Annotated in this window: 23 protein-coding genes, 1 pseudogene and 1 riboswitch; of the genes and pseudogenes, 14 read left to right on the top strand and 10 right to left on the bottom strand. The window is 72.4% G+C overall.

Features of this window, described 5'->3' with window-relative positions:
• Positions 1-32: 32 nt before the first annotated feature.
• Complete coding sequence (gshB, locus tag BM419_RS02915) at positions 33-989, top strand: glutathione synthase (protein WP_020093680.1); 957 nt, start codon at positions 33-35, stop codon at positions 987-989.
• A 10-nt stretch (positions 990-999) separates the two neighbouring features.
• Here gshB and BM419_RS02920 read toward each other — a convergent pair whose 3' ends face one another.
• Positions 1,000-2,535 (bottom strand): cation:proton antiporter, encoded by a 1,536-nt coding sequence (locus tag BM419_RS02920; RefSeq protein ID WP_020093679.1) that lies wholly within the window; start codon positions 2,533-2,535, stop codon positions 1,000-1,002.
• 57 nt (positions 2,536-2,592) lie between these two features.
• Positions 2,593-4,038 (bottom strand): carbohydrate porin, encoded by a 1,446-nt coding sequence (locus BM419_RS02925; RefSeq protein WP_091924857.1) that lies wholly within the window; start codon positions 4,036-4,038, stop codon positions 2,593-2,595.
• Between the two features lie 122 nt (positions 4,039-4,160).
• On the opposite strand from BM419_RS02925, the gene BM419_RS02930 reads away from it, so the two are divergent.
• Positions 4,161-5,759, top strand: a complete 1,599-nt coding sequence (locus BM419_RS02930; protein ID WP_091924860.1) for a gamma-glutamyltransferase family protein — start codon at positions 4,161-4,163, stop codon at positions 5,757-5,759.
• Positions 5,760-5,915: 156 nt separating this feature from the next.
• Here BM419_RS02930 and BM419_RS02935 read toward each other — a convergent pair whose 3' ends face one another.
• The 3 genes from BM419_RS02935 to BM419_RS02945 all read right to left on the bottom strand — a co-directional run bounded on the left by BM419_RS02935 (position 5,916) and on the right by BM419_RS02945 (position 8,668).
• Positions 5,916-6,770 carry a class I SAM-dependent methyltransferase gene (locus BM419_RS02935; protein WP_091924863.1) on the bottom strand — a complete coding sequence of 285 codons (855 nt, stop codon included), beginning with the start codon at positions 6,768-6,770 and terminating at the stop codon, positions 5,916-5,918.
• A gap of 11 nt (positions 6,771-6,781) precedes the next feature.
• Positions 6,782-7,291: an OsmC family protein gene (locus BM419_RS02940; RefSeq protein ID WP_091924866.1), complete on the bottom strand. Its 510-nt coding sequence runs from the start codon at positions 7,289-7,291 to the stop codon at positions 6,782-6,784.
• A 258-nt stretch (positions 7,292-7,549) separates the two neighbouring features.
• Positions 7,550-8,668: an aminotransferase class I/II-fold pyridoxal phosphate-dependent enzyme gene (locus BM419_RS02945; RefSeq protein ID WP_091924869.1), complete on the bottom strand. Its 1,119-nt coding sequence runs from the start codon at positions 8,666-8,668 to the stop codon at positions 7,550-7,552.
• Between the two features lie 90 nt (positions 8,669-8,758).
• On the opposite strand from BM419_RS02945, the gene BM419_RS02950 reads away from it, so the two are divergent.
• The 3 genes from BM419_RS02950 to BM419_RS02960 all read left to right on the top strand — a co-directional run bounded on the left by BM419_RS02950 (position 8,759) and on the right by BM419_RS02960 (position 11,256).
• Positions 8,759-10,024, top strand: coding sequence for an adenosylmethionine--8-amino-7-oxononanoate transaminase (locus BM419_RS02950; protein ID WP_091924872.1), 1,266 nt, complete (start codon positions 8,759-8,761; stop codon positions 10,022-10,024).
• Positions 10,025-10,158: 134 nt separating this feature from the next.
• A complete protein-coding gene (locus BM419_RS02955; RefSeq protein ID WP_020093672.1) occupies positions 10,159-10,548 on the top strand; it encodes a response regulator in 390 nt (129 codons plus the stop codon).
• 135 nt (positions 10,549-10,683) lie between these two features.
• Positions 10,684-11,256, top strand: a complete 573-nt coding sequence (locus BM419_RS02960; RefSeq protein ID WP_244540691.1) for a MarR family winged helix-turn-helix transcriptional regulator — start codon at positions 10,684-10,686, stop codon at positions 11,254-11,256.
• A gap of 9 nt (positions 11,257-11,265) precedes the next feature.
• Here the strand turns inward: BM419_RS02960 and zigA are convergent, their stop codons facing one another.
• Complete coding sequence (zigA, locus tag BM419_RS02965) at positions 11,266-12,486, bottom strand: zinc metallochaperone GTPase ZigA (protein ID WP_091924877.1); 1,221 nt, start codon at positions 12,484-12,486, stop codon at positions 11,266-11,268.
• A gap of 185 nt (positions 12,487-12,671) precedes the next feature.
• On the opposite strand from zigA, the gene BM419_RS02970 reads away from it, so the two are divergent.
• Complete coding sequence (locus tag BM419_RS02970) at positions 12,672-14,816, top strand: TonB-dependent receptor (protein ID WP_170868143.1); 2,145 nt, start codon at positions 12,672-12,674, stop codon at positions 14,814-14,816.
• Between the two features lie 205 nt (positions 14,817-15,021).
• Positions 15,022-16,008: a helix-turn-helix domain-containing protein gene (locus tag BM419_RS02975; protein WP_091924998.1), complete on the top strand. Its 987-nt coding sequence runs from the start codon at positions 15,022-15,024 to the stop codon at positions 16,006-16,008.
• A gap of 74 nt (positions 16,009-16,082) precedes the next feature.
• Here the strand turns inward: BM419_RS02975 and BM419_RS02980 are convergent, their stop codons facing one another.
• Together BM419_RS02980 and BM419_RS02985 are read right to left on the bottom strand one after the other, a co-directional pair.
• A complete protein-coding gene (locus BM419_RS02980; protein WP_091924880.1) occupies positions 16,083-17,543 on the bottom strand; it encodes a peptidase in 1,461 nt (486 codons plus the stop codon).
• The gene (locus BM419_RS02985; RefSeq protein WP_091924883.1) at positions 17,537-19,720 is read right to left on the bottom strand and encodes a TonB-dependent receptor; all 2,184 of its coding nucleotides are present in this window, start codon (positions 19,718-19,720) and stop codon (positions 17,537-17,539) included. The genes BM419_RS02980 and BM419_RS02985 overlap by 7 nt, the downstream gene beginning before the upstream one ends.
• A 284-nt stretch (positions 19,721-20,004) precedes the next feature.
• Positions 20,005-20,198: riboswitch (cobalamin riboswitch) on the bottom strand.
• A 104-nt stretch (positions 20,199-20,302) separates the two neighbouring features.
• Between BM419_RS02985 and BM419_RS02990 the strand changes: the two are divergent.
• Both BM419_RS02990 and BM419_RS02995 read left to right on the top strand, forming a co-directional pair.
• Positions 20,303-20,771, top strand: a pseudogene (locus BM419_RS02990) (NUDIX domain-containing protein).
• A 142-nt stretch (positions 20,772-20,913) separates the two neighbouring features.
• Positions 20,914-22,314 carry an RluA family pseudouridine synthase gene (locus tag BM419_RS02995; protein ID WP_091925000.1) on the top strand — a complete coding sequence of 467 codons (1,401 nt, stop codon included), beginning with the start codon at positions 20,914-20,916 and terminating at the stop codon, positions 22,312-22,314.
• On the opposite strand, the gene BM419_RS03000 is transcribed toward BM419_RS02995, so the two are convergent.
• The gene (locus BM419_RS03000; protein WP_091924886.1) at positions 22,281-22,994 is read right to left on the bottom strand and encodes an alpha/beta fold hydrolase; all 714 of its coding nucleotides are present in this window, start codon (positions 22,992-22,994) and stop codon (positions 22,281-22,283) included. The two genes, BM419_RS02995 and BM419_RS03000, sit on opposite strands and share 34 nt — an antisense overlap.
• Before the next feature lie 202 nt (positions 22,995-23,196).
• On the opposite strand from BM419_RS03000, the gene BM419_RS03005 reads away from it, so the two are divergent.
• The 4 genes from BM419_RS03005 to BM419_RS31860 all read left to right on the top strand — a co-directional run bounded on the left by BM419_RS03005 (position 23,197) and on the right by BM419_RS31860 (position 25,622).
• Positions 23,197-23,577 carry a hypothetical protein gene (locus tag BM419_RS03005; RefSeq protein WP_020093661.1) on the top strand — a complete coding sequence of 127 codons (381 nt, stop codon included), beginning with the start codon at positions 23,197-23,199 and terminating at the stop codon, positions 23,575-23,577.
• Positions 23,578-23,659: 82 nt separating this feature from the next.
• The gene (locus tag BM419_RS03010; RefSeq protein WP_020093660.1) at positions 23,660-24,325 is read left to right on the top strand and encodes an HAD-IA family hydrolase; all 666 of its coding nucleotides are present in this window, start codon (positions 23,660-23,662) and stop codon (positions 24,323-24,325) included.
• 46 nt (positions 24,326-24,371) lie between these two features.
• Positions 24,372-25,163: an ATP12 family chaperone protein gene (locus BM419_RS03015; RefSeq protein WP_091924889.1), complete on the top strand. Its 792-nt coding sequence runs from the start codon at positions 24,372-24,374 to the stop codon at positions 25,161-25,163.
• Positions 25,164-25,301: 138 nt separating this feature from the next.
• Positions 25,302-25,622: a hypothetical protein gene (locus BM419_RS31860; RefSeq protein ID WP_139257046.1), complete on the top strand. Its 321-nt coding sequence runs from the start codon at positions 25,302-25,304 to the stop codon at positions 25,620-25,622.
• Between the two features lie 12 nt (positions 25,623-25,634).
• Here BM419_RS31860 and BM419_RS03020 read toward each other — a convergent pair whose 3' ends face one another.
• Positions 25,635-26,126, bottom strand: coding sequence for a glutathione peroxidase (locus BM419_RS03020; RefSeq protein WP_091681331.1), 492 nt, complete (start codon positions 26,124-26,126; stop codon positions 25,635-25,637).
• 225 nt (positions 26,127-26,351) lie between these two features.
• Between BM419_RS03020 and BM419_RS03025 the strand changes: the two genes are divergently transcribed.
• A complete protein-coding gene (locus tag BM419_RS03025; RefSeq protein ID WP_091924892.1) occupies positions 26,352-26,612 on the top strand; it encodes a DUF6894 family protein in 261 nt (86 codons plus the stop codon).
• Positions 26,613-26,620: the final 8 nt, after the last annotated feature.

The following is a 26,620-nucleotide window of genomic DNA, read 5'->3' on the forward strand; positions in this document are numbered from 1 at the left end:
GAGTTGCCCGCCGTTGGCGAGGGGCGTTTGGTATGAGCCTGACCGTCGCGGTCCAGATGGACCCGATCCAGAACATCCGGATCGCGGGTGACACCACCTTCGCCCTGCTGCTGGAGGCCCAGCGGCGGGGGCACGCGCTCGTCTACTACACGCCCGACCGGCTCTCGATGCAGGGCCGGCGCGTGACGGCCCGCGTCGAGCGGCTGAGAGTGCAGGACGTCGAGGGCGCGCACTTCACCCTGGCGCCGCCGGAGCGGATCGACCTCGCCGAGGCGGACGTGGTGCTGATGCGCCAGGACCCGCCCTTCGACATGGCCTACATCACGGCCACCCACATGCTCGAGCGGATCCATCCGGAGACCCTCGTGGTCAACGATCCCTTCGAGGTGCGCAACGCGCCCGAGAAGCTGTTCGTCCTCGACTTCCCCGAGCTGATGCCGCCGACGCTGATCAGCCGCGACAAGGCGGAGATCGAGGCCTTCCGGCTGGAGCACGGGACCGTGGCGATGAAGCCGCTGCACGGGCACGGCGGCGCGGCCGTGTTCAAGGTCACCGAGAAAGACCCGAATTTCGGCTCGATGTTCGACCTGTTCGCCACGACCTTCCGGGAGGCCTGGGTCGTGCAGCGCTACCTCGACCGGGTCACCGAGGGCGACAAGCGCATCATCCTGGTCGACGGCGTCCCGATGGGGGCGGTCAACCGCGTGCCGGCCGCGAACGATATCCGCTCCAACATGGTGCGCGGCGGCGCCGCCTCCGCCTCCGAGCTCACCGACCGCGAGCGCGAGATCTGCGCCACGATCGGCCCGGAATTGGCGCGGCGGGGCCTGATCCTGGTGGGCATCGACGTGATCGACGGGCACCTCACCGAGATCAACGTCACCTCCCCTACCGGCATCCGGGCGATCCAGCGACTCGGGGGCCCCGACTTGTCGGTCGCGGTCTGGGACGCGATCGAGGCCCGGATCGCGGCGCGCAAGGGCGTCTGACGGGGCGCGCTCAGGTCTCCGCGCGCGGGGTCGCGCTGAGCTCGGCCCAGTCGAATTCCTCCTCCAGCAGGTAGTAGGCGTCGTCGCCGATCCGCCCCTGGCGGCGCAGGGCGAGCACCGCGTCGCGGGCGGCCTCGACGGCGCGCCGCCGCGCGGCATCCGCCGGCAGGCTCTCCGGCGCCAAGCCCTCGTCGTGCGCCTCGGCCTCCGCGAGGGCCGCGCGGAACTCGGCGCGCAGGGCGTCGGTCGCCGGCTCGTTCTCGGCGTCGGCGAGGCTCTCCAGGGCGGCCTCGTAGGCAGCCGCGCGGGCCCGACCGGTCTCCCGGCCCACCGGATCATCGTCCTCCAGCCGCAGACGGGCGAGCAGTGGCCGCAGGGTCAGGCCCTGGATAATCAGGGTGCCGAGCACCGTGACGAAGGCGGTGACCACCACGAGATCCCGGTGCGGGAACTCGGCGGGCAGTGCCAGGGCGGCCGCCACGGTGACGATCCCGCGCATGCCCGCCCACGACAGGGCGATCCCCGGGCCCAGCCGCGCCGGGGCGCCGGCCTGCCGGAGGCCGAACCCGCGGATCCCTGTGGTCGGCATCACCCAGGCGAGGCGGGTCAGGACCACGGTGGCGAAGGTCGCGCCCGCGAGGATCAGCGCCTGCCACGCGTCCGCGCCGCTCAATCGGTCCCGGATCGGGTCGATCTGGATGCCGATCAGCACGAAGGCCAGGACGTTGAGCACGAACACCGCCGTGTCCCAGACCGCGTAGGAGATCACCCGGGCGCGGGGCGCGGTGACGCCGGGTGCCCGGCGTGCGACCGTCACCGCGAAGGTCACGATGGTCAGGACCCCCGACAGCTCCAGCCGCTCCGCGGCGAGCCAGATCCCGAAGGCAGCGACGAACTGGAGCACGATCGCGCTCGCCGGATCGGTCACGCGCCGGGTCACGGCCACGAACAGCAGGCCGAGGCAGGGGCCGACGACGAGGCTCGCGACCACGCCCAGGAGGAAGGCCGGCGCCACCTCCGCCGGGTGGAAGGTGCCGGCCATCGCGGCCGTCACGCCGAGTCGGTAGATCAGCAGTGAGGCCGCGTCGTTGAGCAGGCTCTCGCCGCGCAGGATCGTGGCGAGCCGGTGCGGCATCGGCGCGTGCTTGAGCACCGCCAGCGCCGCCACGGCGTCGGGCGGCGCGACCACGGCGCCGAGCACGATGCAGGCGGAGAGCGGCATGTCCGGCACGACGAGCCGCGCCACGACCGCGACCGCGACGGTCGTCACCGCCACGGCCCCGACCGCGAGCCCGAGCACCGCGCGCCAGTTCTCCTTCAGGTCCCGCACCGAGGCATCGAACCCGGCATCGAGCAGGACCGGGGCCAGGAACAGGGCGAGCGCCAGTTCGGGATCGAGCCGCAGGTTCGGGACGCCGGGCACGAAGGCGAGGCCGACGCCGCCCAGCGCCAGGAAGGCGGGATACGGCGCACCGAGCCGGCGCGCGACGCCGGCCAGGAGGACGGCGCCGAACAGGACGCCGACGACCCACTCGAAAATCAACATGCTGCTGAAAGAGGCGGAGGCCCGGGAGCGTTCCGGGTGCCGCGGTCGCAGCCCGGCTCAGTACTGCACGGTCGCGCGCAGGCCGAGCACCGCCGCGTTGCGCAGCCGGCGCCCGTCCGGACCGGCGATGCCGGCACCGGGCCGGATGACGTACTGCGCGTCGGGCTGCACCGTGAAGCCCGGCACGACCACCGCCTGATAGGTCGCCTCGATCACCGCCTCGGCGCGGCGGCGCGGCATCGGCATGCCGGTGTAGAGGATCGTGTCCCGGTCGGCCCGCTGGGCGTCGTCGCCGATGCGGGCGTAGGCGAAGCTGAGTCCGACGGTGTCGTCGTCGCGCCCCTCGAACAGGCCCTTGTAGGCGAGGCCGGTATCCACGTAGGCGTCGATCAGGCTCGAACGCGTGGGCGACCACGCCGCGCGCACGAAGAAGCCCAGGCCCTCGTCGTCCTTGCCGGATTCCCGGTAGAGGGTCTGGTCGTAGATCGCGTAGAGGCCGGCATTGCCGCGCACCGGCCGGCCGATCCCGGTGGCGTTCGGGTCGGCCAGCGGCACGCCGGTGATGTCGAAGCGCAGGCTGTCGAACCGGCCGAAATGCTGCCAGCCGCCGAGGGTGATGTCCCCGGGCAATCCCCGGGCGCCGGGCGCGATGTTGTACGCGTAGGTGGCCTCGGCGATGACCAGGGCCGGATCGCGCAAGCGGAAATTCGTGCCCGTCCGGTCGAGGCGCTGCGCCTCCGGATCCCGACCGGGGCGGTTCGCGCCGGCCGGATCGCCGTCGTAGAGGCCGACCTGCAGGGAGAAGCCATTGCCCGGCACGTACTTGGCCCGGATCGCCGGCGCCGCGAGCGGGTAGGCCGGGCCGCCGCTCGGCAGGTCGAGCCCGGTGATGGCCGGCCAGCCGAAGGTCGAGTTCACGAACAGGGTCGCGGTCTGGCTGACGAAGAACTCGGTATCGGCGGCCTGCTGGCCGATCCTGATCCCGAGCTTTCCGTCCATCAGGCTCTGGTCGAGCCAGAGAACGTAGAGCCGCGTCGACGGCAGCGCCTCGATGACACTCGTCGTGAGCAGGTTGCCGACGTAGTAGCGCGACAGGCCGGTGCCGTGGATGAAGTAGGCGTTGGCGTGGACCGTCGCGCCCTGCCAGCCCGCGAGCTTGTCGAGGTCAAGGTTGAGGCGCAGGTTGAGGCGGTCCTCGACGATCGCGCCCTGCCGCAGGCCGCCGACCGGGTTGCCGAGCACGTCGACGATGTAGGTCAGGCTGTACTCGATGCCCCGCTCCTTCAGAACCGGGCGGATCCCCAGCGGATCGCCGAGCGGGCCGAGCGAGGGTTCGACCGAGCGGATGTAGCCGCCGGAGGCCTGGCTGGTGGTCTCCGGCTGGGAGACCGAGACGCGCGGATCGGCGCCCGCGCCCTCGAAGACCGAGGGCACGTGCTGCTGGGCCGCGGCGGGCACGGCCGACAGGGCCAGGGCAAACGAGGCTATGAGCTTCCGGACCATGGGCCGCTAGTCGGCGACAGTACGGGCCGCAGAATAGCACGGCGTGCTGGTCGAACACGCTCGACCTTTGCAGGAGCCGCGCGCTCGCCTAACCCTGCGGCCGGTACACCACAGGACCGTCGATGCCCGAGACCCCCGTCTTCACGTCCGCCGCCGTCGCCGCGCCCCACAGCCTCGCCGCCCAGGCGGGGCAGACTGTCCTGGCGCAGGGCGGCAACGCCATCGAGGCGATGGTGGCGATGGCCGCCTCCATCGCGGTGGTCTACCCGCATATGAACGGAATCGGCGGCGACGGCTTCTGGCTCGTGCGCGAGCGTGGCGGGCGGGTGCGCGGCATCGAGGCCTGCGGTCCGGCCGGGCGCCTCGCCACGATCCCGCGCTACCGCGAGAAGGGCTACGACGCGATCCCCGCCCGCGGCCCCGACGCGATGGTGACGGTCGCCGGCGCGGTGGGCGGTTGGCGCCTCGCCCTGGAGTTGGCGCGGGCGCTGGGCGGCCGCCTCCCGCTGGAGACCCTGCTGACCGACGCGATCGCGCAGGCGCGGGCCGGCGTCCCGGTCTCCCCGTCGGAGGCGCGCTACGTGCCCCAGGAACTCGACACCCTCCACGACGCCCCGAACTTCGCGCGGACGTTCCTGAAGGACGGCAAGCCGTTCCCGGCCGGCGAGACCCGGAGCCTCCCGCTGCTCGCCGCCACCCTGGAGCAGCTCGCCCATGCGGGCCTCGGCGACTTCTACCGCGGCGATATCGGCCGGGAGATCGCCGCCGACCTGGAGCGCCTCGGCGCGCCGGTCACCCGGGCGGATCTGGAATCCTTCGCGGCGGTCGAGCGGGCGCCCCTGTCGATCCGCCGCCGCGACGCGACGCTCTACAACTTCCCGCCGCCGACCCAGGGGCTCTCGGCGCTCCTGATCCTCGGGATCTTCGACTGTCTCAACATCGCCGAGCCCGAGACCACGGCCCATTACCACGGGCTGATCGAGGCGACGAAGCGGGCCTTCGCGATCCGCGACCGGGTGGTCACCGATTTCGCCCGCCTGCGGCACGATCCCGCCACCTTCCTGACCCCGGACCGGCTCGCCCGCGAGGCCGCGCTCGTCGACATGGGCCGCGCCGCCCGGGTGCCCCTGCCCGATCCCGGTCACGGCGACACGGTCTGGATGGGCGCCATCGACAAGGACGGCCTCGCCGTCTCCTACATCCAGTCGGTCTACTGGGAGTACGGCTCCGGGACGGTCCTGCCCGCCACCGGCATCTGCTGGCAGAACCGGGGCATGTCGTTCTCCCTCGACCCGAAGGCCGTGAATCCCCTGGAGCCGGGCCGGCGCCCGTTCCACACGCTGATCCCGGCGCTCGCCGCCTTCGACGACGGGCGGGTGATGAGCTACGGCAGCATGGGCGGCGACGGGCAGCCGCAGTTCCAGGCCCAGATCTTCACCCGCTACGCCGATTACGGGATGTCGGTGGCGGACGCGGTCGACGCGCCGCGCCTGCTCTACGGGCGCACCTGGGGCGCGCCCTCCCTCAGCGTGAAGGTGGAGGATCGGTTCGATCCGGCCTGCATCGCGGCCCTCGGCCGACTCGGCCACGAGATCGAGGAACTCGGCGGCTCCTACATCGACTCGCTCGGCCATGCCGGCATGCTGGTCCGCCATCCCCGGAACGGGCGGATCGAGGCGACCCACGACCCGCGCTCGGACGGCGGCGCGCTGGGTCTCTGATACCGTTTCCGATCGACCCTTCGGCGGCCGTCGCGCCGTTCGTCATCACGCGCGCAGCGCAGTGACCCAGGGCAGCGGGACGCCCGGGGTCGTCGCGCGGGCTGGATCGCTTCGCTCCGCTCGCGAAGACGGTGAGAGCGAGCAGCGGCGCGGAACCTATCCCGCCTGGACGAGCCAGCAGGCGGCGCGCAGGCGCACGGCGCCGCCCGCCGCGTGCCGCCGGAGGGCCTCCGCCACGGCCGCCTCGGCGCGCACCCGAAGATCCGGCGCGGCCTCGCGGACGAGATGGGAGCTCGGCCCGAGGTTCAGGGCGACGTGGGTGGCCGCCGCGACCGCCGCCGCGTCGGTCTCGCCCTGCCCGAGGACGATGTCCCGGTCGAGGGCATCGCAGGTGACGGCGTCGAACCCGGCCCCGCGCAGGAGCGCGACGAGCGGGTCGGCGTCGGCGAAGCGGAACGGACCCGGCGTGTCGGGCTGCGGCGGCGGCACCTCCGGCAGGAGCGGCAGCACCGCGTCGCGCGGCACGCCGACCCACAGGTTCTCGGCGAGGGGCCGCCAGCACAGGAAGGTCATCCGGTCGCCCGGCCGAAGCATCCGGCGCACGTTGGCGAAGGCGCGGGCGGAATCCGCGAAGAACATCACGCCGAACCGCGACACGACGTGGTCGAACCGGCCGAGATCGGCCGTCTCGACATCGGCCTCGACGAACCGGAGCGACGCGCTCCCGGGGGGCTCCGCCTCGGCGCGCTCCCGCCCCACGGCGAGGAGCGGCGCCGAGATGTCGGCGCCCGTCACGCTCCCGGCGGGCCCGACCCGGCGCGCGGCCTCCAGGGTCGTGGCGCCCGCGCCGCAGCCGATGTCGAGCACCGTGTCGCCCGGGGCGAGCCCCGCGCGGGCGAAGAGCGCCTCCGTCAGCGGGACGAACATCGCGTCGAGGACGGCCTGATTGCGCGCCCAGCGCGTCCCGACCTCGCCGTTCCAGTACTCGGCCTGGGTGATGCCGTCCGCCATGGTGCGCTCCGTCAGGCCGTCGTCGCGGCGACCGACAGTTCCGGCTTGTGGTTGAGGGTCTGGAACACGACGCAGTAGCGCTCGGTCAGCTTCAGGAGCTGCGCGAGCTTGTCCTCCGGCGCGTCGGTGTCGAGCTCGAAGAACAGGCGGATGCTGCGGAAGCCCACCGGCGCCTCCTTGTCCACCCCGAGGGTGCCACGAAAATCGAGGTCGCCCTCGGCGCTGACCGTGCCGGCGCGCAGCGGGATCTCCAGGGCGGTCGCCACCGCCTTGAGCGTCACGCCCGCGCAGGCGACCAGCGCCTCAAGTAGCATGTCGCCCGAGCACAGCTCCGCGCCCGAGCCGCCCGTGGCCGGATGCAGCCCGGCCTCCGCGATGGCGCGGCCCGTCTCGACCTTGCAGGCGATCTTGGTGTCGTCCAGCGTGCCCCTGGCCTTCAAGGTGATGACCGCCGCGTCCGGCGCGGTGCGGTACTTGTCCTTGATCGGAGCCTGGAGGGTTCGCAGCGCGGTGGCGTCCATGGCGTCGTCCTCTCGATGATGTCGCCCGACCTCGGGCGGCCGGATCGGGTTCTCGATGCGCGAAACGCCTTAGCAGGTTGTCGCGACGCCCTCACCGTCTTTGCGAGCGCAGCGAAGCAATCCAGCGTGGCGCCACGATCCCAGGGGTCGTGCCGCCCCGCCTAGCTTCGCTGCGCTCGCAGAGACGAACGGTGTCCGCAGCCGCTTGTTCGGCTCGCAGATATGAGTATTGGCGCGATCACCGAGAAGCGCCCGCGCTCAACCGATCAGGGCGGCCACGGCCTCCGCGAGGGCGTCGACCTGGGCCTCGTCGTGGGCGGCCGAGAATGCGACCCGCAGCCGCGCGGTGCCGGCCGGCACGGTCGGCGGGCGGATCGCCACCACGAGGTAGCCCTGCGCCTCCAACGCCGCCGAGATGTCGAGCGCCGCCTGCGCCTCGCCGACCAGGACCGGCACGACCGCGCTCTCGGCCTCCGGCAGGCACAGGCGGGCGGTGAAGCGCCGGGCGAGGGCGAGGGGACGGGCCCGGCGCTCGGGCTCCGCCTCCAAGATCGCCAGCGCCTCCAGGGCCGCGGCGGCCGAGGCCGGTGGCAGGCCGGTGGTGTAGACGAAGCTGCGGGCGCGGCTCGTCATCAGGTCGATGACTGGGCGCGAGGCGCAGAGATAGCCGCCGTACGAGCCGAGCGCCTTCGACAGGGTGCCCATCTCCAGGGGCGCCCGCGGTCCGTCCTCGACCACGCCGATGCCGTGGGCGTCGTCCACGAGCGTCCAGGCGTCGAAGGATTCGGCGATGCCCAGGATGTCGCCGAGGGGCGCCCGGTCGCCGTCCATGCTGAACACGCGCTCGGTCAGCACGAGGGCGCGCCCGTGGTGCGGCCGGTGCTCAGCGAGCCGCGCCGCGAGGTCGCCGGGATCGTTGTGGCGGAAGGTCAGGACCCGCGCGCCCGAGAGCCGCGCGCCCGCCCACATGCAGGCGTGGGACAGCTCGTCGAGCAGGACGAGGTCGCCCCGCCCGGCGAGCGCCGGGGTGATGCCGAGATTGGCGAGGTAGCCGCTGCCGAAGACCAGGGCGGCCTCCGTGCCCTTGTGGCGCGCGAGGCCGGCTTCCAGGGCGCCGAGATAGGGGTGGTCGCCGGTCACGAGCCGCGACCCGCCCGCCCCCGCGCCGTGGCTCGCGACCGCGGCCTGGGCCGCCGCGATCACCCGCGGGTGATGCGAGAGGCCGAGATAGTCGTTGCACGAGAAGGAGACGAGCGCCCGTCCCCGCCGCGCCGCCGCGGCGCCGGCGCCGCGCTCCGTCGGCACCAGCTTGCGGCGCAGGCTGCCGGCCTCGAGGGCGTCGAGTTTCCCGGTGGCGAAGGCGTCGAGGCTGTCCATGGGGACGGGGATGGGCGGTGCCGCGCGGACAATGTCAAGCGGCGGGTGCCGGTCCTTGACCCCCGGCCGAGGCCACATCATGCCAGGCGCATGACCCTCGCAACGCCCGCAGGCCATCTCTGGCGGCCCTACACGCAGATGCGCCGCGCGGCGCCGCCCCTGGAGGCGGTCGCGACCCAGGGCACCCGCATCCGCCTCGCCGACGGGCGCGAGCTCGTGGACGGCATCGCCTCCTGGTGGACTGCGGTGCACGGCTACAATCACCCACACATAGCGGGCGCGGTGGCCGACCAGCTCGCGCGCATGCCCCACGTGATGTTCGGCGGCCTCACCCACGCGCCGGCGGAGGCCCTGGCCCGGCGGCTCGCCGCCCTGCTGCCGGGCGATCTCGACCACGTCTTCCTCAGCGATTCGGGCTCGGTCGCCGTGGAGGTCGCGCTCAAGATGGCGGCGCAGATGTGGATCAACCGCGGCGTGAGCGGGCGGACGAAGGTCCTCGCGTTCCGCGGCGGCTACCACGGCGACACGATGGGGGCGATGTCGGTCTGCGACCCCGAGGAGGGCATGCATCGCCGCTTCGGTGCCTACCTGCCGAGCCAGATCTTCTGCGACCTGCCGCGCAGCGCGGCCGAGACCGCGGCGCTCGACGCGGCCCTGGCGGCCCATCGCGACACCCTGGCGGCGGTGATCGTCGAGCCGCTGGTGCAGGGGGCCGGCGGGATGCGGACCCACCCGCCGGAGGTGCTGGCGACGGTCGCCGGGCTGGCGCGCCGCCACGGGCTGCCGCTCATCGCCGACGAGATCTTCACCGGCTTCGGGCGCACCGGCAGCCTGTTCGCCTGCGAGCAGGCGGGGATCGTGCCCGACATCCTGTGCCTGTCGAAGGCGCTCACGGGCGGCACGATGGCGCTCGCCGCCACGGTCGCCCGCACGGAGGTGTTCGCGGCGTTCTGGTCCGAGGATCCGGCGGCGGCGCTGATGCACGGCCCGACCTTCATGGCCAACCCCCTCGCCTGCGCGGCGGCCAATGCCAGCCTCGACCTGTTCGAGACCGAGCCGCGCCTGAGCCAGGCCCGCGCCATCGCGGAGCGCCTCGCCGCGGGGCTGGAGCCGCTGCGGCGTGTGCCCGGCGTGGCCGATGTCCGGGTCCTCGGGGCCATCGGCGCGGTCCAGTTCGCGCGGGCGCCCGATCTGGCCGTCCTGAAGGCGGAACTGCTCGCCCGCGGCGTCTGGGTGCGGCCCTTCGGCGACATCGTCTACCTCACCCCCGCGCTCACGATCGGTGCGGCGGATCTCGACCGGCTCGTCGAGGCCGTCGCCGGGGTGGTGACCGAGCTGGCGCCGGCATCGACATGAGGGCCGCGCGTTCCACTTTCCCGTGACGAGCCCCGGTGCCGGCCTGCAACCCGGGACCGTTTCTGCCGTTGGGCCTACGGCTGGAGATGCGTGCGGCGGCCCGCGCGGCCGGGTGCTGCCGAAGGGAGTACACAGTGGCGAGCGAGCAGACGGGTTCGAGCGGCGATCGGCCGGTAATCCTCCTCGTCGAGGACGAGGCGCTGACGATCATGGACCTCGGGGACGTGCTGGAGGAAGGCGGCTACGACACCGTCCAGTGCGCCTCGGCCGAGCGGGCGCTCAGCATCCTGCAGGCGCGCCCGGACATCTGCGGGCTGGTCACGGACGTGCAGCTCTCGGGCAAGACCGACGGCTTCGACCTCGCGAGCTCCGTGGCCGAGGCGCGGCCGCAACTGCCGATCCTGATCGTGTCCGGGCGCGCGGCCCCGGACCCGGCCCGCATGCCCGAGCATGCCGAGTTCATCGCCCGTCCCTGCACCGGCGAGGACATCCTGGACCGTCTCCAGCGTCTCATGCACTGCTGAGCGGGCCTCCGCGCCAGCCCCGTCATCGCACCGTCACCGGTCGGCGCCACAGGGACCGGGGCGGCCGCTTGATGGGGGTGGACGGTGCAGATTCAGGATCGTCCGGCGGCCGCCGGCTCTAATTCGGGCGCTCCGGTGGGCGACAAGCAGAAGCGCGATCATCAGGACGAGGCCGCGGTGCTCGGACTCCCGTCCAAGAAGCTGAGGCCGCCCGGCGTGCGCAGCGTCGGCTGGGCGCTGGTGCAGGCGGCGCGCCTGCACCGGGCACGGACCGGCGACCGTCTGGCCAAGCTCGGCCTGTTCGCCGGCCAGGAGCAGGTGGTGCAGGCGCTCGCCGCGGCCGGCACGATGACGATGGGCGATCTCGCCGCCCTGCTGCGCGTCCGGCCGCCCACCGCCTCCAAGACCGTCACGCGGCTCGCGGCCCTCGGCATCGTCGAGCGCCGGGCCGAATCGGGCGACGGCCGTGTGGTGCGGGTCCAGCTCACGGAGACCGGCAGGGCCAAGGCCGAGGCCATCGAGCGGATCCAGGAGGAGGTCGAGGCCGAGTTGCTCGACTACCTCGACAAGACCGACCGCCGCCGCCTCCGGAAGCTCCTGCGCAAGGCGGCCCGCGGCCTCGCGGAGGCGGCCGGCGCATCCGGTCAGACGACCGAGGCGGATGCTGAGATCGAAGCCGAGGACGAGGCAGAGGCGCTGGCCACCTGACCGTCGCCCTCAGGCCGCGCGGCGCCAGGCCGGGAACGGATCCGGCAGGCCGCGATAGGGCGCGGGATCGAACGGCGCCCGGTCCGCGCCGGTCTCGATCAGGCAGGCGTCCAGCGCTGCCGTGAGCGCCGCGGCGTCCATGTCGGTGCCGATGAAGACCAGCTCCTGGCGCCGGTCGCCCCAGACCTCGCTCCAGACGTCCCGGAGCCGCGCCTGGAACTCGGGCGCCTCCGGCCAGCGCCGCCGCGGCACGGCCGACCACCAGAATCCCATCGCCGAGACCCGGGCCACGGCGCCCGCCAGGGAGAACTCGCCGACCCAGTCCGGCCGGGTCGCGAGCCAGAAGTGGCCCTTCGCGCGGATCAGGCCCGGCCACGTAGCGTTGACGAAGGCGTTGAAGCGCTCCGGGTCGAAGGGCCGCCGGGCCCGGTAGACGAAGGAGGCGATGCCGTACTCCTCGGTCTCCGGCACGTGCGCGTGGGCGCCGTAGAGTTCCTTGAACCAGAGCGGGTGCTGCTGCGCCTTCTCCTCGTCGAAGAGGCCGGTGTCGAGGATCTCGGCGAGCGGCGCGCGCCCGTGATCGGTCTCGAGGATGCGGGCATCGGCGTTCAGGCCGCGCACGACGGAGCGCACCAGCGCGAGGTGCTCGGCCGGCACGTCGCGCGCCTTGTTGATGACCACCACGTCGGCGAACTCGATCTGCTCCACGAGCAGGTCCACGAGCGTGCGCGTGTCCTCGGCGCCCGCCGTCTCGCCGCGCTCGCGCAGGAAGGCGGCCGAGCCGTAATCCTTCAGCAGATTCACCGCGTCGACCACGGTCACCATCGTGTCGAGGCGGGCGAGATCCGAGAGCGACCGGCCGGCCTCGTCGCGGAACGAGAAGGTCGAGGCGACCGGCAACGGCTCGGCGATGCCGGTTCCCTCGATCAGCAGGTAGTCGAACCGCCCCGTCTCCGACAGCCGCCGGACCTCGGCGAGCAGGTCGTCGCGCAGGGTGCAGCAGATGCAGCCGTTGGTCATCTCGACCAGGGTCTCGTCGGTCCGGGACAGGTCGGCGCCCCCGGCGCGGACCAGATCGGCGTCGATGTTCACCTCGCTCATGTCGTTCACGATGACCGCGACGCGGCGGCCGTCGCGATTGTTGAGCACGTGATTGAGCAGGGTCGTCTTCCCGGCCCCGAGGAAGCCGGACAGGACGGTGACGGGAAGGCGGGTGTCGCGCTGGGTCATGACGGCATCAAAATGTTATAACGTTTCAAAGTCAATCCGCATCGAGGGATCTCGCCGAAGCGCCACCTGGGCGGCTGTTGCAACGATGTAACGTTTCTCGACCGTGTCCGACGGGCGCGGGATTAACGCTTGCACTGATCCGACGAGCCGCAACAATGAAATGATATAACACTGTGTGAGTCTCGATGCTTCCCTCGCGCCGCTTCGGCTTCCTCGCCAGCACGGTCCTGTCCTCGACCGTCTGCGCCGGCCTCCTCACGCCCTCCGCCGCGCGGGCGCAGCAGGCCGTCGCCCTCGACGAGATCAGCGTCACCAGCCCGAGCCCGATCCAGCCGTCGCGCGGCGCGGTCGCGGCGGATGCGGCGGTGCCGATCGGCGTCCTGCCGGTGGCGACCAACACGTTCTCACCGGTGACGGTGGTGACCCAGGACCAGATCGCGCGCGACCAGCCCCGGACCCTGGGCGACGCCCTGTTCGACCGGCCGGGCATCTCGGGCACGACCTACGCGCCGGGTGCGGCCTCGCGACCGATCATCCGCGGCCTCGACAATGCCCGGGTGCGGATCCAGGAGAACGGCATCGTCAACGGCGGCGTGTCCGACCTCGGCGAGGACCACGCCGTACCGGTGAACCCGCTGGTCTCCGACCGGATCGAGGTGATCCGCGGTCCCGCGACCCTGCGCTACGGCTCGGGGGCCATCGGCGGCGTCGTCTCGGCCGACAACAACCGGGTCCCGACCTTCATCCCGGCGAACGGGGTGCAGGGGCAGGTCACCAGCGGCTTCTCCAGCGTGGATAACGGCCGGCTCGGGGCCGCCACGGTGGACGCCGGCGGCGACGGCATCGCGGTCCACGCCGACGGCTTCAAGACCGCCAACGACAGCTACGCGATCCCCGGCGGGATCCAGCGCAACTCGTACAACGAGTCGCAGGGCGGCGCGGTCGGCATCTCGGCGATCGGCGACCGCGGCTTCGTGGGCATCTCCTTCAGCCACTACGACGCGGTCTACGCGATCCCCGGCGGCGTCGCCGAGCAGGACCGGACCCGCCTGACCCCGAACCAGGACCGGGTCCTGTCGCGGGGCGAGTACCGTCCGCTCGACGGGCCCTTCGAGGTGATCCGCTACTGGGCGGGCTACTCGGTCTACCGCCACAACGAGGTCGGGATCGGCGACGACGGGATCGAGGGCGTCCAGGCGATCTTCAAGAACCGCGAGGCCGAGGGACGCCTGGAACTCCAGCACGTCCCGGTCATCACCGAGTTCGGCAGGCTCACCGGCGCTCTGGGCTTCCAGTCGGACCGGCGCGTGATCAACACGCAGCTCGAATCGTTCCTGCCGAAGACGGAGTCGCGCGCGAACGCGGTCTACCTCTTCGAGGAGCTGGAACTGCGCCCGGGCACGCGGCTGCAGGCGGCCGGGCGCTACGAGGTCGACCGGCTCTCGAGCACGGCGGCGCAGTTCCCCGCCGACTACGTGCCGGTCGACGGACAGGAGCCGTTCCAGTACGCGCGCACCCGGCGCTTCGCCCCGAAGAGTGCCAGCATCGGCGCCCTGCAGGACCTACCCTACGGCTTCGTGGCGAGCCTCACCGGCTCCTACGTCGAGCGCGGTCCCACGGGCTACGAGCTGTTCTCGCAGGGACCGCACGACGCCACCGCGACCTTCGAGATCGGCAACCCGAACCTCAAGAAGGAGCGCGCCCGGACTGTCGAGGCCAGCATCCGGCGGGCCGAGGGGCCCTTCCGCCTGGACGCCACCGGCTACTTCACCCGCTACACCGGCTTTATCTACCGGAACTACACGGGCCTGACCTGCGACGACGACTTCGCGTCCTGCGGCGTCGGCACCGACAACCGGCAGATCGTCTACCAGCAGCAGAACGCGACCTTCTACGGCGCCGAGATCATCGGCCAGTACGACCTCGTGCCGGTGGGCAACGGCTTCGCCGGCGTCGAGGCGCAGTTCGACTTCGTCCGCGCCCAGTTCGACAACGGCGCGAACGTGCCGCGCATCCCGCCCTACCGGCTCGGCGGCGGCGTCTACCTGCGGGCCGACGGGTGGTTCGCGCGGGTGAACCTGCTCCACGCCTTCAGCCACGACGCCACGGCCGTGTACGAGACGCCGACCCCCGGCTACGACGACCTGCGCGCCGAACTGAGCTACACCAAGGCCGTCGATCCTGCGGTCTACGGGGCGAGCGCGATCACCCTCGGCCTCCAGGGCCGCAACCTCCTGAACGACGATATCCGCAATTCGACCTCGTTCAAGAAGGACGAGATCCTGCTGCCGGGGCGGAACGTGCGGCTGTTCCTGACGGCGCGGTTCTAGGGTCGGACATCAGGCCGCGTGATCGTGATGATGCTCGAGAGGGATGGATCATCGCCGGTCCGCTTCCGGACGGCGCTGTTTGGCCGGGCGCCGCTGCTCCGCCCCTGGTCCCCCGTCTGCCTGTTGTGAAAGTAGATTATATACAATAACTGCCTGGGTTCCCGATCTTCGCCACTGGGTGGCGACAGGGGTGCCCAGGCGGCGGATGCAACCGTTTTTCTCGACAGACGGGATTCATCCCAGAAACGCGGTCCGCCAATGGCGGGAACTGGTCTGCGAGCGGCTCGTGCCTGCCGAGATCGAGACGCCGGACGGTCTCCCGTTCCAGGGACGGCTGGACGTGACGTGTATCGGCGCGATGCCGATCTCGCATTTCTGGCACACAACCGTGCGGACCAGAATCACGGACGCCGAAGCGCGACGCCGCGGGAACCCCGATCGGGTTTTCGTGCTCCTGAAGCTGTCCGGACGGGACACAATCCAGCAGCTTGACCGGGAGGCGAAGACCAAGCCGGGCGACCTCATCTTGCTCGACTCGAGTTCATCCGTGATGGAGGCGGAGACCGGCGACTCCTTGGTCATCGATCTGCCGCGCCAGCGTTTCGAGACCGTTCTGGGCCCGTCCCGACTCTACACCGCGCTCACGGCCGCAGCGGACCTCGCCTCGACGACCCTGACGGGCTCGTACCTTCAGGAACTCGTCCGGGTCAGCGATCGCCTCACTCCTGACGCGGCCGAGCGCATGGCATCGATCGGCGTCGACCTGATCGTGGCGAGCCTCGCCGAACGGATGGCGCAGGAGGCGCCGCGTTCCATCCATGGCAACGTCACGGTCCAGCGCGCCAAAGCCTATGTCGAGGCGAACCTGAGCGATCCGAACCTGGACCCGCCCCGGCTCGCCGCCGCGATGGGCGTGTCGTTGCGGCGGCTGCAGGAGCTGTTTCATGAGCGCGGCCGGCACATCTCCGACTACATCTGGGGACGCCGACTGGAGGTGGCAGCCAAGCGCCTGACCGACCCGGCCTGCGCCACCCTATCGATCGGCCTGTTGGCTTATGGCTGTGGCTTCAGCAGCCAGGCGCATTTCGCGCGCCGCTTCAAGGATCGCTACGACGTGAGCCCCCGTGAATACCGACAGGCGCACAGGCCGGACGTGGAGGTATTTGCGTCCGCCTCCGGTCTGTCGTCCTGATGCGCAGCACGACCGGATCGGAAGCCACCGCCGGGCCGATCTCGACCGCTCGACAGCACACGCTGAAACCGACCTCAGGCGGACAGCATCCGACGCAGCCTGCGCCAGCCCGCCACGATCCCGGTGACCGCGATGCCCGCCGCCAGGAGATTCAGGACCCACTGGGCCGTATCGTGCAGGGGGCGGTTGCCGGTGAGCCCCGGCAGGTCGAGCCGGTGCGCGGCGTCGAACAGCCAGCGGTTGATCCGGCCCGAGCGGTCCAGGCGCTGGAGGATCGTGCCGTCCCGGGGATCGACGTGGAGCCACGTGGCGGCCGCGTCGCCGAAGCGCAGGCGCAGCACCGGAAGCGGCCGTGGGTCGGCCCCGTGGGGATACCAGTAGGCGTCGTAGGCGTATAACGGGCGGATCGACCGGAGGGGACCGTCCGCGAAACCGTCGGCCGCGGCCGTCGCGATGCTGCGCGCGTCGAGGGCGGTCGCGCCGTCCGCTGCGACCGTCCGGAGGCCGTCCGCCGTCTCGGCGACGATCCACCAGCGTCCGCCGATGGCGGCGAAGCGCAGGGTGCGCGTATCCGGCACGGCGCCATCGCGGAGCCGGTGCGGATCGAGGCCGAGCGCCGGCGGGGTTCCGGCATAGGCGGCGCGCAGCGCTACCGGCGGGCTGGTCGCGCTGAACCAGCGGTTCGGGTTCATGGAGATCCAGCCGCTGACGATGAACGTGCTCAAGCCGAGGCCCCCCGCGAGGCCGAGCAGGTGGTGCCAGCGCGCCAGCCCGCGATAGGGCGTGACCGCCCCGGCCGCGTAGCGCCGCCGAAGGCGCAGGCGCCAGATCCCGATCGCGCCTCCACTCAGCGCGCCGAGGGCGGCGAAACCGGAGAGCCACAACAGGATCGTCCGCCACAGCTCCGGCCGGGCCCGCAGCGGCGTGAGGTAGATCCAGTGCGCCACCGAACCCACCCAGTTCCAGCCCCGCTCGAAGCGTGTCGTGTCGAGGGCGATCTCGCCGGTCACCGCAGACACGTAGAGCTCGGTCCCCGCGGCGTCGCCGAGGGCCACCTTCAGGAAGGGCCGGAGCGGGTCGTAGCGGGCCGTGACGGTCCACTGGTCGCGCGCGACCTGCTCGGCCTGCGCAGCCGGAGCACCACCGGCCGCGACACGCAGCGCGTCTGCGGGTGTCAGCGGGCCGAGCCGCGCGCTGGTCCGTGCCGAGACCGTCACCCGGGCGCCGTCGTGGCCGGCGATCCGGTAGACCGGCTCGTCGCCCCGCATCTCCAGGCCGAAGGCGGCCGGCACGCCGGCGAGCCCGCCGGCCCGCAGCGCCGCGTCCGGCGCGACCGCGACCTGATCCCAGGCGATCGGGGCGAGCCGCGACAGCCGCTCGGCCTCGGTGAGAGCCGGGAACGGCACGTAGAGCATCACCAGCCCGGAGCTGATCCACAGCGCGAAGAACAGCCCCGCGGCGATCCCGGCCCAGCGGTGGAACAGGAGCAGCCAGCGCCGTCCCGCCTTGCCGAGCCGGCGCGGCAGGCTCACCACGTCACCGTGTAGGCGACCTCGACCGAGCGCGGGCGCCCGAGCAGCCAGTTGGTGCCGACCCCGTTCACGGCGTTGCCGGAGATCGCGTAGACCTTGTCGAACAGGTTGTAGACCCGCACGGACAGGCGCGAATCCGCCGTCACCTGATGGTCCAGGACCGCGTTGACGAGGTTGTAGGCGGGGCGCCGCGCCGTGTTGCCGAAGTCGCTGTAGACCTGCCCGACGTTCTGCAGTCCGACCCGCGCGGTCCAGTCGCGGGTGACGTCCCAGGTCAGCCAGAGGTTGGCCACGCGCTCGGGCACGTCGATCGGCTGGTTGCCGGCATACGAGACGGTGGCGCCGTTCACCGTCTGGTCGAACCGGTCGTACTGCGCGTGGAGGAGCGCGAGGTTGCCGTCGAGCCGCCAGCCCGGCGCGAAGCGCCAGCCGAGCGCCAGCTCGAAGCCCTGCGAGGACTGGCTCCCCACCTGCGTGGACAGCGTCGGCTGGCCGGGGATCGCCGAGATCAGGTTGTCCTTGACGATCCGGTAGCCCGCGACGGTCCATTCGAGGGCGCCGTCGAAGGCCAGACCCTTGGCGCCGATCTCGACCTGATCGCCGGTCGCGAGCTTGAAGCCCGCCAGCGACTGCGACAGCGTGATCAGGCTGTTCACCGGGTCTGTGGCGAAGCTGTACTGGGCGTAGAGCGCGCTGTCCGGCGTCGGGTTGTAGACGAGGCCGAACCGGTAGCCGAGCGCCCGATAGGTCTTCTCGAACCGCGATCCCGTCTGCAGGTCCTCGCGGTTCAGCGTCGGCACGTCGAGGCGCACGCCGGTGAGGAACGACAGCTTCTCCGACAGGATCACCCGGTCCTCGGCGAAGACCGAGGCCTGGCTCGTCTGTGTCGCGTAGGCCGGGCGCGCCCGGCCGTTCTGTGGGAACAGGCCCGGATCGTAGCCGGTGAGCGGCACGCTCGTGGTCTGGTCGAAGTAGAAGTTGTTGGTGTGGCGGAAGTCGATGTGATTCACGTCGAAGCCGGCCACGAACTGGTTCGGCAGCCCGAACAGGCTGCCCCGGAACGTCGCGTCGAGGCGGTCTCCGACCTGCTCCTGGCTGTGGTAGATCTCCAGGTAGTCGCCCCGGTCCACGAGCCCGGTGCCGCGGTTGTAGCTGTACTGCTCGACGTCGAGCCAGTGGCGCCGGCTGGTCAGCCGGTAGGCGGTGTTGCGGATCGTGATGTCGGCCGAGGGGGACCACTCGGTCTTGAGCTGGGTCCAGTTGTCGGCCCAGGTGATCTTCGCGTCGCGGACGTTGTAGTTGTTGAACCGGATGAGATCCGGGATCCGTCCCTCGACCAGCGGGGTGCCCCAGTAGCGGGCGGGCTCCTGGTAGCCGAGATCGTGGCTCAGGGTGAAGGCGAGGTCGGCGCTCGGCCGGAACAGCAGGGCGGCGGAGACCGCGAGGTTGCGGAAATCGCCCTCCGGCCGCATCCAGCCGTCGGCGCGGTTGCCGCTGACGTTGAGGCGGTACGCGAAGGTGTCGCCGTACTCAGCCTGGCCCAGCGGGCCGCCGGAATCGAGGGCGAGCCGCGCGACCCCGTCGGTGCCGATCACCGCGCGGGCGGCGTTGATCGGCACGAAGACCGGCTTCTTGGGCACCACGTTGATGACGCCGCCGATGGCGCCGTCGCCGTAGAGCACCGAGGACGGCCCGCGCAGCACCTCGATCCGCTCGACGTTCCACGTGTCGAACGGGAAGGTCACGGTGTTGGCGCCGACGTAGAAGCGGGTGCCGTCGTAGAGCTGCTGGATCGAGTTCGGGCCGGCGAAGCCGCGGGACGTGAACGCGCCGTTGCCGTTGCCGGGCGCCGCGATGGTGGTGATGCCGGTCGCGTCCTGAGTCACGGCCTCGGCGATCGTGTCCTGGCCGCGCAGCCGCGCGGTCTCGCCCGACACGATGTCGAGGCTGGCCGGCGTCTCCAGCGGCGTCAGGCCGAGGCGGCTCGCGGTCCGGTCGGGGGTGCGCAGGTTGAGGCCATTCGGCGGCAGGCGGCTCGGGTCGCCGCCCGCGCCGGCGACGGACAGCTCATCCAGCGTGACCGCCTCCTGGGCAGCGGTCGGACTGGCGAGGAGCGCGAGGAGAACGCCGCAGAGCGGGGCCCGCCCGCCGGGGCGGGAGCGATGGGTCGATGGAGACATGGGGAAAGCGGTCCGTGCACGGCGCGCGCCGGCCCCCGCGTCCTACAAGCATTGTAATAACATTACAATGCGCTCGCTGTCCGGTAGCCTCTGCCCGTGCGGGCGCGCGACGGCGTCCTGCGACAGGGCTCGAGGGGTTCGAGACGGCGGAGACGGGCATGGGGAACGGCGTCGCGGGCGCGCTTGCTGTGGCACGTCACCGCGAACGAGGCCTCGGCGGCCGCCTCCCCTCGGGACTGGCGGCGCCTCGACACCCGCCAGGACACCCCGCCCGGCGCGTTTCGCGTGTGACCACGGCTGACGGCAGGTCTCCTGGCTCGCGGGTCGCCGCCCTCGCACCGTCTTCCCGGGGTGACCCAGTGACGTGGTGGTGAAGGGCTCGCCGCTTACAGTTGCGGGGGCAGCCGCGGCTTCGGGGCGAACCCCTCACCGCGTTCCCTTTTGATCCCCGAGGGGAACCGTCGAACACAGCTTGGCCGTAGCGGGGGCGGGCGTCAACCGTGTGTCCGGTTGTTGCCGTGGATCGGCGCGCTGTGCGCCGGTCCGTTGCGGCCTCGCCGACGACGGGCTAGCACCTGCGGGATGACGGTCTGGCGGCCCCCTGCGGAGATTCGCGTGAAGGCGCTGGGTCTGCCCCGGCGCGGCAACAGCCTGCTCGTGGCCGAGGTCCGCGCGGATGACGGGCGGCTGAAAGGCGTCCGGCCGCTCGGCGGCAGCGTCGCGTTCGGCGAGCGGGTCGAGGACGCCCTGATCCGGGAGTTCCGGGAGGAGCTCGGCGTCACCGTCTCGGTGCTCGGCGGCCCCCCGCGTCGTGGAGAACATCTTCACGCACGAGGGGCAGGTCGGGCACGAGGTGCTGTTCCTGTTCCCCGTCGCCCTGCCGCCGGGGCGGTTCGACGGGCAGGAGCGCTTCGTCTTCCACGAGGATTCCGGCACCGCCTGCGTGGCGCGGTGGTGCGATCTGGACGGGCTCGACGTGCCGGGCGGTCCCGACCTCTTCCCCGCCGGCCTGAAGGCCCGCCTCCGCGACGCCTGGCGCGCGGAGCCCTGACGGACCGGGCCGGCCCACCGCCTTTGCCGCTCGGCGCGGGCGATGCTACAGCCGGGCAATCCCATCGGTCCGGACGTCCGCGACGCCGCGGCCCATGCGCCCGGACGCTCCGTCCGACGCGGAGACGGGTGCCGGCGGAAGCATGACGATACGACCTCCCAGAAGCGGCGGGCCGACGGGGCGCAAGCCTCAGGCCGGCAAGTCCAGCGCCAGCAAGTTCAGGGGCGGCAAGGCCCAGGCCGACGGCCGCGCCCGCACGGGCCCGCGCACCAGCGCCCGCGACGCCGCCGAGCGCGCGGCCCGCAACCGCGGCGAGGATGCCGGCACCCGCGATCCCTGGGGCGCGCAGGCCGCTGCGGCCCCGGCGCCGGCCCGGCCGCCGAAGCCGCGCCGCGACGCCGCCGCACCGCGCGACGCCGCGGCGGGCAAGCCCGGCGGCCGGCCGCCGGCCAAGCGCTCGGCGGCCCCCTCCCCGGCCCTCGCCTCTGCCCCCGCGCCCGGTCCGACCCGGCGCGAGCAGCGCGCCGCCGCCTCCGCGACCCTCGCCTCCGGCGTGCAGACCCTGACCGTCGAGCCGGACGAGGCCGGGATGCGGATCGACCGCTTCCTCACCGCCCGCTTCCCGCTCCTGCCCTTCACCCGCGTGCAGACCATCGTCCGCAAGGGCGAGTTGCGGGTCGACGGCAAGCGCGCCAAGCCGAACGACCGGCTGGAGCCGGGCATGAGCGTGCGCATGCCGCCGCTGCGCCTCGACCAGCCCACCGAGCGGCCGCGCAGCGCCGCCCGCGAGCAGGACGACGCCGCCTTCATCCGGTCGCTGATCCTCTACGAGGATGCCGACATGATGATCCTCAACAAGCCCTTCGGCCTCGCGGTCCAGGGCGGTTCGGGGACGGTCCGGCACGTGGACGGCCTGCTCGCCGCCCTCACGGGTCCGGACGGCCAGAAGCCGCGCCTCGTCCACCGGCTGGACAAGGACACGGCCGGGTGCCTGATCATCGCCAAGACCCGGCTCGCCGCCGCGACGCTGGCCAAGAGCTTCCGGTCCCGGGCGGCGCGGAAGATCTACTGGGCGCTCACCGCGGGCGTGCCGCGGGTCCGGCAGGGGCGCGTCTCGACCTACCTCGCCAAGGAGGAGCCCACCGACGCAGACGCGCGGATGCGGGTCGCCAAGCACGGCGACGAGGGCGCGAGCCACGCGCTGACCTACTACGCGATGGTCGATCAGGCGGCCCAGAAGCTGTCCTGGCTGTCGTTCAAGCCGGTCACCGGCCGCACGCACCAGCTGCGCGCCCACGCTGCCCATATCGGCCACCCGATCGTGGGCGACCCGAAATACTTCTCCGTCGAGAACTGGGAGCTGCCGGGCGGCATCCAGAACCGCCTCCACCTGCTCGCCCGGCGGATCGTCATCCCGCACCCGCGGACCGGCAAGCCGGTCGACGTGAGCGCGCCGCTCCCGCCCCACATGGCGCAGAGCTGGAACCTCCTGGGCTTCGACGCCGCCCGCTACGACCCGATCGTCGAGGCTCCGGAGGCCTGAGCCCGCAGCCAGGGCACGATCGCGTCCGCCAGCGCGTCCGGGGCCTCGAGCGGCAGCATGTGGCCCGACCCGTCGATCACCCTCAGCGTCGCGCCCGGGATGCCGTCGCGGAGCTCCCGCGCCTCGTCGAGGCTGCGCAGGGCGTCCTGGGCCGCCGCCACGACCAGGGTCGGGCAGCCGATCGCGCCGAGGCGGTCGCCATCGGATTCGCGCGCCTGCCCGGCCTGGCGCAGGAAGACCTCTCCGCCGAGCCGGTCGCCCATCTGCCGGATCCGGCTCAGGAGGGCGCCGTCGCCGGCGCGGTCCGGGTGCACCGACTGGAGGATCGCCGACCGGCTGAGGCCCCGGTAGCCCTGCTGGCGGATATGGGCGACCGCGGCGGCCTTCCGGCGCGCCTGGGCCGGCGTGTCGGCCCGCGACGAGGTGGCGACGAGGACCAGCGCCTCCATTCGGTCCGGCACGAGCCGGGCGACCGCGCGGGCGACGTAGCCGCCCATGGAGAAGCCGACGAGCCCGAAGCGCGGCGGCGCCTCCGCGACGACGCGGCGCGCCATGTCGGCGATGGCGGCGTCCCGCGCGAGGTCGCCGTGCGTGATCGGACCCACCTCGGCGAGGCGCGCGACCACGTCCGACCAGAGGTCGGCATCGGTCATGAAGCCGGGCAGCAGCACGAGGTTCATCGCCGGATCACCCTTGCCGTCCCCCCAGATAACCGTCACGCGAGCGCCCGTCAGGGCCGCGGCATCTCCGGTGAAAGTCGGGTGCGGTCCGGGCGTCCCGCACGGCGCATGCCTTGGCAACCGGCCGCGCCGCCTCATATGCTGCCCCGCGCCCCGCCGATCCGCCGCGGGGCCTGTTCCCGGCGGTTCGAGACCCTGACACATGAAGCTCGCGATGCTGGCCTGCCTCGCCGCCCTGTGCCTCACCGGGCCGATCGCGCATGCCGCGCCGGGCGAGACGACCAGGGCGGCGCCGACGGCGAACGGCACCCACCCCCCCGAGACGGCGACCCCGCATCCGGCCCCGGCGCCCGCCCCGGGCGCGGCGCCCGCGCAGGCCGCCCCGCGCACCGCCAACAGTGCCCGCGCGGAGCGCCGGCGGCGCTCCTACGCGGCCTGCAACCGCGCCTCGCATCAGCGCGGGTTGCGCGGCGGCAAGCGCCGGCGCTTCCTGATCCGGTGCCGGCTCGGCTACGAGCGGACCCGGATCCCCGGCGGCCAGCCCGCCGCGGCCGCGCCGGCCCAGCCGGGCCGGAAGCCGTGACGGGGACCCGCCTCCTTTCACCCGTGCCGTCGGGGCGGCTCGCGGCGCGACTTCCGGCGCGACTTCCGGCGCGTCGGTCGCGATGAGGCTCGTCGTCTTCGACGTCGACGGCACCCTCGTCGACAGCCAGCACCTGATCGTGGCGGCCCAGGAGGTGGCGTTCGCGGAGAACGGTCTGCCGGCGCCCGGGCGGCGGGAGGCCCTTTCGGTGGTCGGCCTGTCGCTGCCGCAGGCCTTCCGGCGCCTCGTCGGCGAGGACGGCCCGGTCGCGGAACTCTCGGAGAGCTACAAGCAGGCCTACAACCGCCTGCGGCTCGACCCCGCCCACGAGGAGCCCCTGTTCCCCGGCATGGCCGACCTGCTGACCCGGCTGCACGGGCGCTCCGACGTGCTGATCGGCCTCGCCACCGGGAAGTCGCGGCGCGGTGTCGACCGGCTGATCGCGCATTACGGCTGGGCGGACTGGTTCGCCACGACCCAGAGCGCCGACGACGCGCCGTCGAAGCCGGATCCGACCATGCTGCAGCAGGCGATCCGCGAGGCCGGCTGCGAGCCCGAGGCCACCGTGATGGTCGGCGACACCACCTTCGACATCGCCATGGGCGTGGCGGCCGGTGCAACGGCCGTCGGGGTCGCCTGGGGCTACCATCCGCCGGACGCGCTCTACGGGGCCGGGGCCGTGACGGTGGTCCCGAGTGCCGCCGCGCTGGAGGCGCTGCTCCTCGAGGGGCTCGCGACCGGCTCCTGATCGCGGGAGGCTCGCGCGCGGGGCCGGAAGCGCCTATCTCGCCTCCATGAGCGATCAGACGACAGACTGGCTCGGGCAACCGAGCGCCGGTGACAGGCCCGATCCGGTCCGGGCCGCCCGCGGCCACGCCAAGCCGGCCCTGCCCCACCGCTTCTACAAGGAAGCCGGCTTCTCCGAGGATGCCGACGGGTTCCGGCTGACCCTTGACGGACGTCCGGCCAACACGCCGGCCCGCAACCCGCTGCGTCTCCCCAGCCGGACCCTGGCCGAGCGTGTCGCGGCGGAGTGGCAGGCCCAGGACACGGCGATCGACCCCGCGCGGATGCCCCTGACCCGGTTGGCCAACACGGCGATCGACGGCGTCACGCCCCGCCTCGCCGAGGTCGCGGCGGATCTCTGCGCCTACGCGGGCACCGATCTCGTGGCCTACCGCGCCGGGGATCCGGAGCGCCTCGTGGCGGCCCAGGCGGAGGCCTGGGATCCGATCCTCGCCTGGGCACGGGACGCGTTCGGTGCGCGGGTGATCCTGAGCGAGGGCGTCATGCACGTCGCGCAGCCGGCCGACACGATCCAGGCGCTCTCCGCTGCGGTGAACGCGGTGACCGACCCGTTCCGGCTGGCGGGCCTGCACACCCTGACGACGCTGACCGGCTCCCTGCTGATCGCCCTGGCGGTTCTCGAGGGCCGGCTGACACCGGCCGAGGCTTGGTCCGCGGCCCACGTGGACGAGACCTATCAGGCAGCCGTCTGGGGGCGCGACGCCGAGGCGGAGGCCCGCCTCGAGGCGCGCCGGACGGAGTTCGAGGCGGCCGCCGCGTTCGTCGCGGCCGGCGGCTGAGCCCGGGCCGCGGTCCGGCGCGGTCGCGCAGATGCAATTGCGCAACAATCCCGCATTCGCGGCGCCCGCCCCGCGTCGGCGGCTGACAAAGCGCGAACACTGTTTTAGGGTTCGACGCACATTGTGTTCGAGTCGACGATGCGTTCCGATCAGCCTGTCCGTTGCAGTTTTGAAGGCGAACTGGCCAATCTGATTGCGTCGAAACAGTTTTCCCGCGATCTCGACGGGCGCTACGCGCTGTTCGACGCCCTCTCGGACCTCGAGCGCCGAGCACAGGGCGCCGGAGCGCCCGATCTGACCTTGCGCAAGATTGCCGAGATCCGGTTCCTGGCGGGGATCCTGCGCGAGTCGGTGCGCCCGTTCCCGATCGTGCCCCTGCGGACGGTGCTGCGCGTGCGCGAACGGATCGACGCGCGCCGCGCGGTCTCCGCCGAGGCCGCGGATCTCGACGCGGTCTGACGCGGGCGCGGCTCAGGCTGGCTCGGCCAGGGCAGCCTGGATCTTCGCCTCCAGGGCCGCGGGCTTCGTCCCGGGTGCGAACCGGGCGATGACCCGGCCGTCGCGTCCGACCAGGAACTTGGTGAAGTTCCACTTGACCGCCCGCGTGCCGAACAGCCCTGTCCGGGCCCGGGTGAGATGGGCGTAGAGCGGATCGGCGCCCGACCCGTTCACCGCGACCTTGGCGAGTACCGGGAAGCTCACGTCGTAGCGCAGCGCGCAGAAGCTCGCGATCTCGGCGGCGTCGCCCGGCTCCTGCGCGCCGAACTGGTTGCAGGGAAATCCCAGGATCGTCAGGCCCGCATCCCGGTGCCGGCGCCAGAGCGCCTCGAGCCCCTCGTATTGCGGGGTGAAACCGCAGCGGGAGGCCGTGTTCACGATGAGCAGCACCTGACCGCGATGCTGCGCGAGCGGGTACGGCGTTCCGTCGGCCGCGGAGACGCTGAAATCGTGAACGGTCGTCATGGCCGATCACTCGGGCAAACCGGCCGGATGCGCAAGGCTCGCGCGTCGCGACATGGCGTCGGCGCCGCGACGCGGCTCGGCGATCCCGGCCGCGACTCTAACCCCGTATATGGCCGAGCCGGCGGGCGTGGCGTAACGGGTCCGTCAATCGCGGCGACGGGACTCGGCACGGCCGCGAGTGAGGGGTACCCGCATCCCCCGCCTGGACCCGACCGGGACGTGTGGATGCCGCGCTATCACTTCAACATACACGACGGATCCACGATCCTGGACGGCGCGGGAACGGAGCTGCCGGACTGGCAATCCGCCCGGCTCGAAGCCGTCCGGCGCGCCGGCGACATCCTGAAGCAGGACGCCCAGCGCGTCGCCCTCGGCGAGGATTGGCGGATCGAGGTGACGGACCAGACGGGGCTGATCCTGTTCCAGATGACGTTCCTGGTGGTCGAATCCCCGGTCATGCGGCGGCATTCCGGCACCGAGCGCTGAGCCGGCCC

It is taken from the genome of Methylobacterium sp. yr668, assembly GCF_900116245.1.
GTDB lineage: Bacteria > Pseudomonadota > Alphaproteobacteria > Rhizobiales > Beijerinckiaceae > Methylobacterium.

Coding starts and splice junctions, on each gene's coding strand:
- BM419_RS03020 (WP_091681331.1), bottom strand. CDS start 26,126: ATGACGACCGTTCACGATTTCAGCGTCTCCGCGGCCGACGGAACGCCG.
- BM419_RS03025 (WP_091924892.1), top strand. CDS start 26,352: ATGCCGCGCTATCACTTCAACATACACGACGGATCCACGATCCTGGAC.
- BM419_RS02920 (WP_020093679.1), bottom strand. CDS start 2,535: ATGTTGATTTTCGAGTGGGTCGTCGGCGTCCTGTTCGGCGCCGTCCTC.
- BM419_RS02950 (WP_091924872.1), top strand. CDS start 8,759: ATGACCCTCGCAACGCCCGCAGGCCATCTCTGGCGGCCCTACACGCAG.
- BM419_RS03005 (WP_020093661.1), top strand. CDS start 23,197: ATGAAGCTCGCGATGCTGGCCTGCCTCGCCGCCCTGTGCCTCACCGGG.
- BM419_RS02945 (WP_091924869.1), bottom strand. CDS start 8,668: ATGGACAGCCTCGACGCCTTCGCCACCGGGAAACTCGACGCCCTCGAG.
- BM419_RS02930 (WP_091924860.1), top strand. CDS start 4,161: ATGCCCGAGACCCCCGTCTTCACGTCCGCCGCCGTCGCCGCGCCCCAC.
- gshB (WP_020093680.1), top strand. CDS start 33: ATGAGCCTGACCGTCGCGGTCCAGATGGACCCGATCCAGAACATCCGG.
- BM419_RS02940 (WP_091924866.1), bottom strand. CDS start 7,291: ATGGACGCCACCGCGCTGCGAACCCTCCAGGCTCCGATCAAGGACAAG.
- BM419_RS02975 (WP_091924998.1), top strand. CDS start 15,022: ATGCAACCGTTTTTCTCGACAGACGGGATTCATCCCAGAAACGCGGTC.
- BM419_RS03010 (WP_020093660.1), top strand. CDS start 23,660: ATGAGGCTCGTCGTCTTCGACGTCGACGGCACCCTCGTCGACAGCCAG.
- BM419_RS31860 (WP_139257046.1), top strand. CDS start 25,302: ATGCGTTCCGATCAGCCTGTCCGTTGCAGTTTTGAAGGCGAACTGGCC.
- BM419_RS02985 (WP_091924883.1), bottom strand. CDS start 19,720: ATGTCTCCATCGACCCATCGCTCCCGCCCCGGCGGGCGGGCCCCGCTC.
- BM419_RS03015 (WP_091924889.1), top strand. CDS start 24,372: ATGAGCGATCAGACGACAGACTGGCTCGGGCAACCGAGCGCCGGTGAC.
- BM419_RS02935 (WP_091924863.1), bottom strand. CDS start 6,770: ATGGCGGACGGCATCACCCAGGCCGAGTACTGGAACGGCGAGGTCGGG.
- BM419_RS02995 (WP_091925000.1), top strand. CDS start 20,914: ATGACGATACGACCTCCCAGAAGCGGCGGGCCGACGGGGCGCAAGCCT.
- zigA (WP_091924877.1), bottom strand. CDS start 12,486: ATGACCCAGCGCGACACCCGCCTTCCCGTCACCGTCCTGTCCGGCTTC.
- BM419_RS03000 (WP_091924886.1), bottom strand. CDS start 22,994: ATGAACCTCGTGCTGCTGCCCGGCTTCATGACCGATGCCGACCTCTGG.
- BM419_RS02970 (WP_170868143.1), top strand. CDS start 12,672: ATGCTTCCCTCGCGCCGCTTCGGCTTCCTCGCCAGCACGGTCCTGTCC.
- BM419_RS02925 (WP_091924857.1), bottom strand. CDS start 4,038: ATGGTCCGGAAGCTCATAGCCTCGTTTGCCCTGGCCCTGTCGGCCGTG.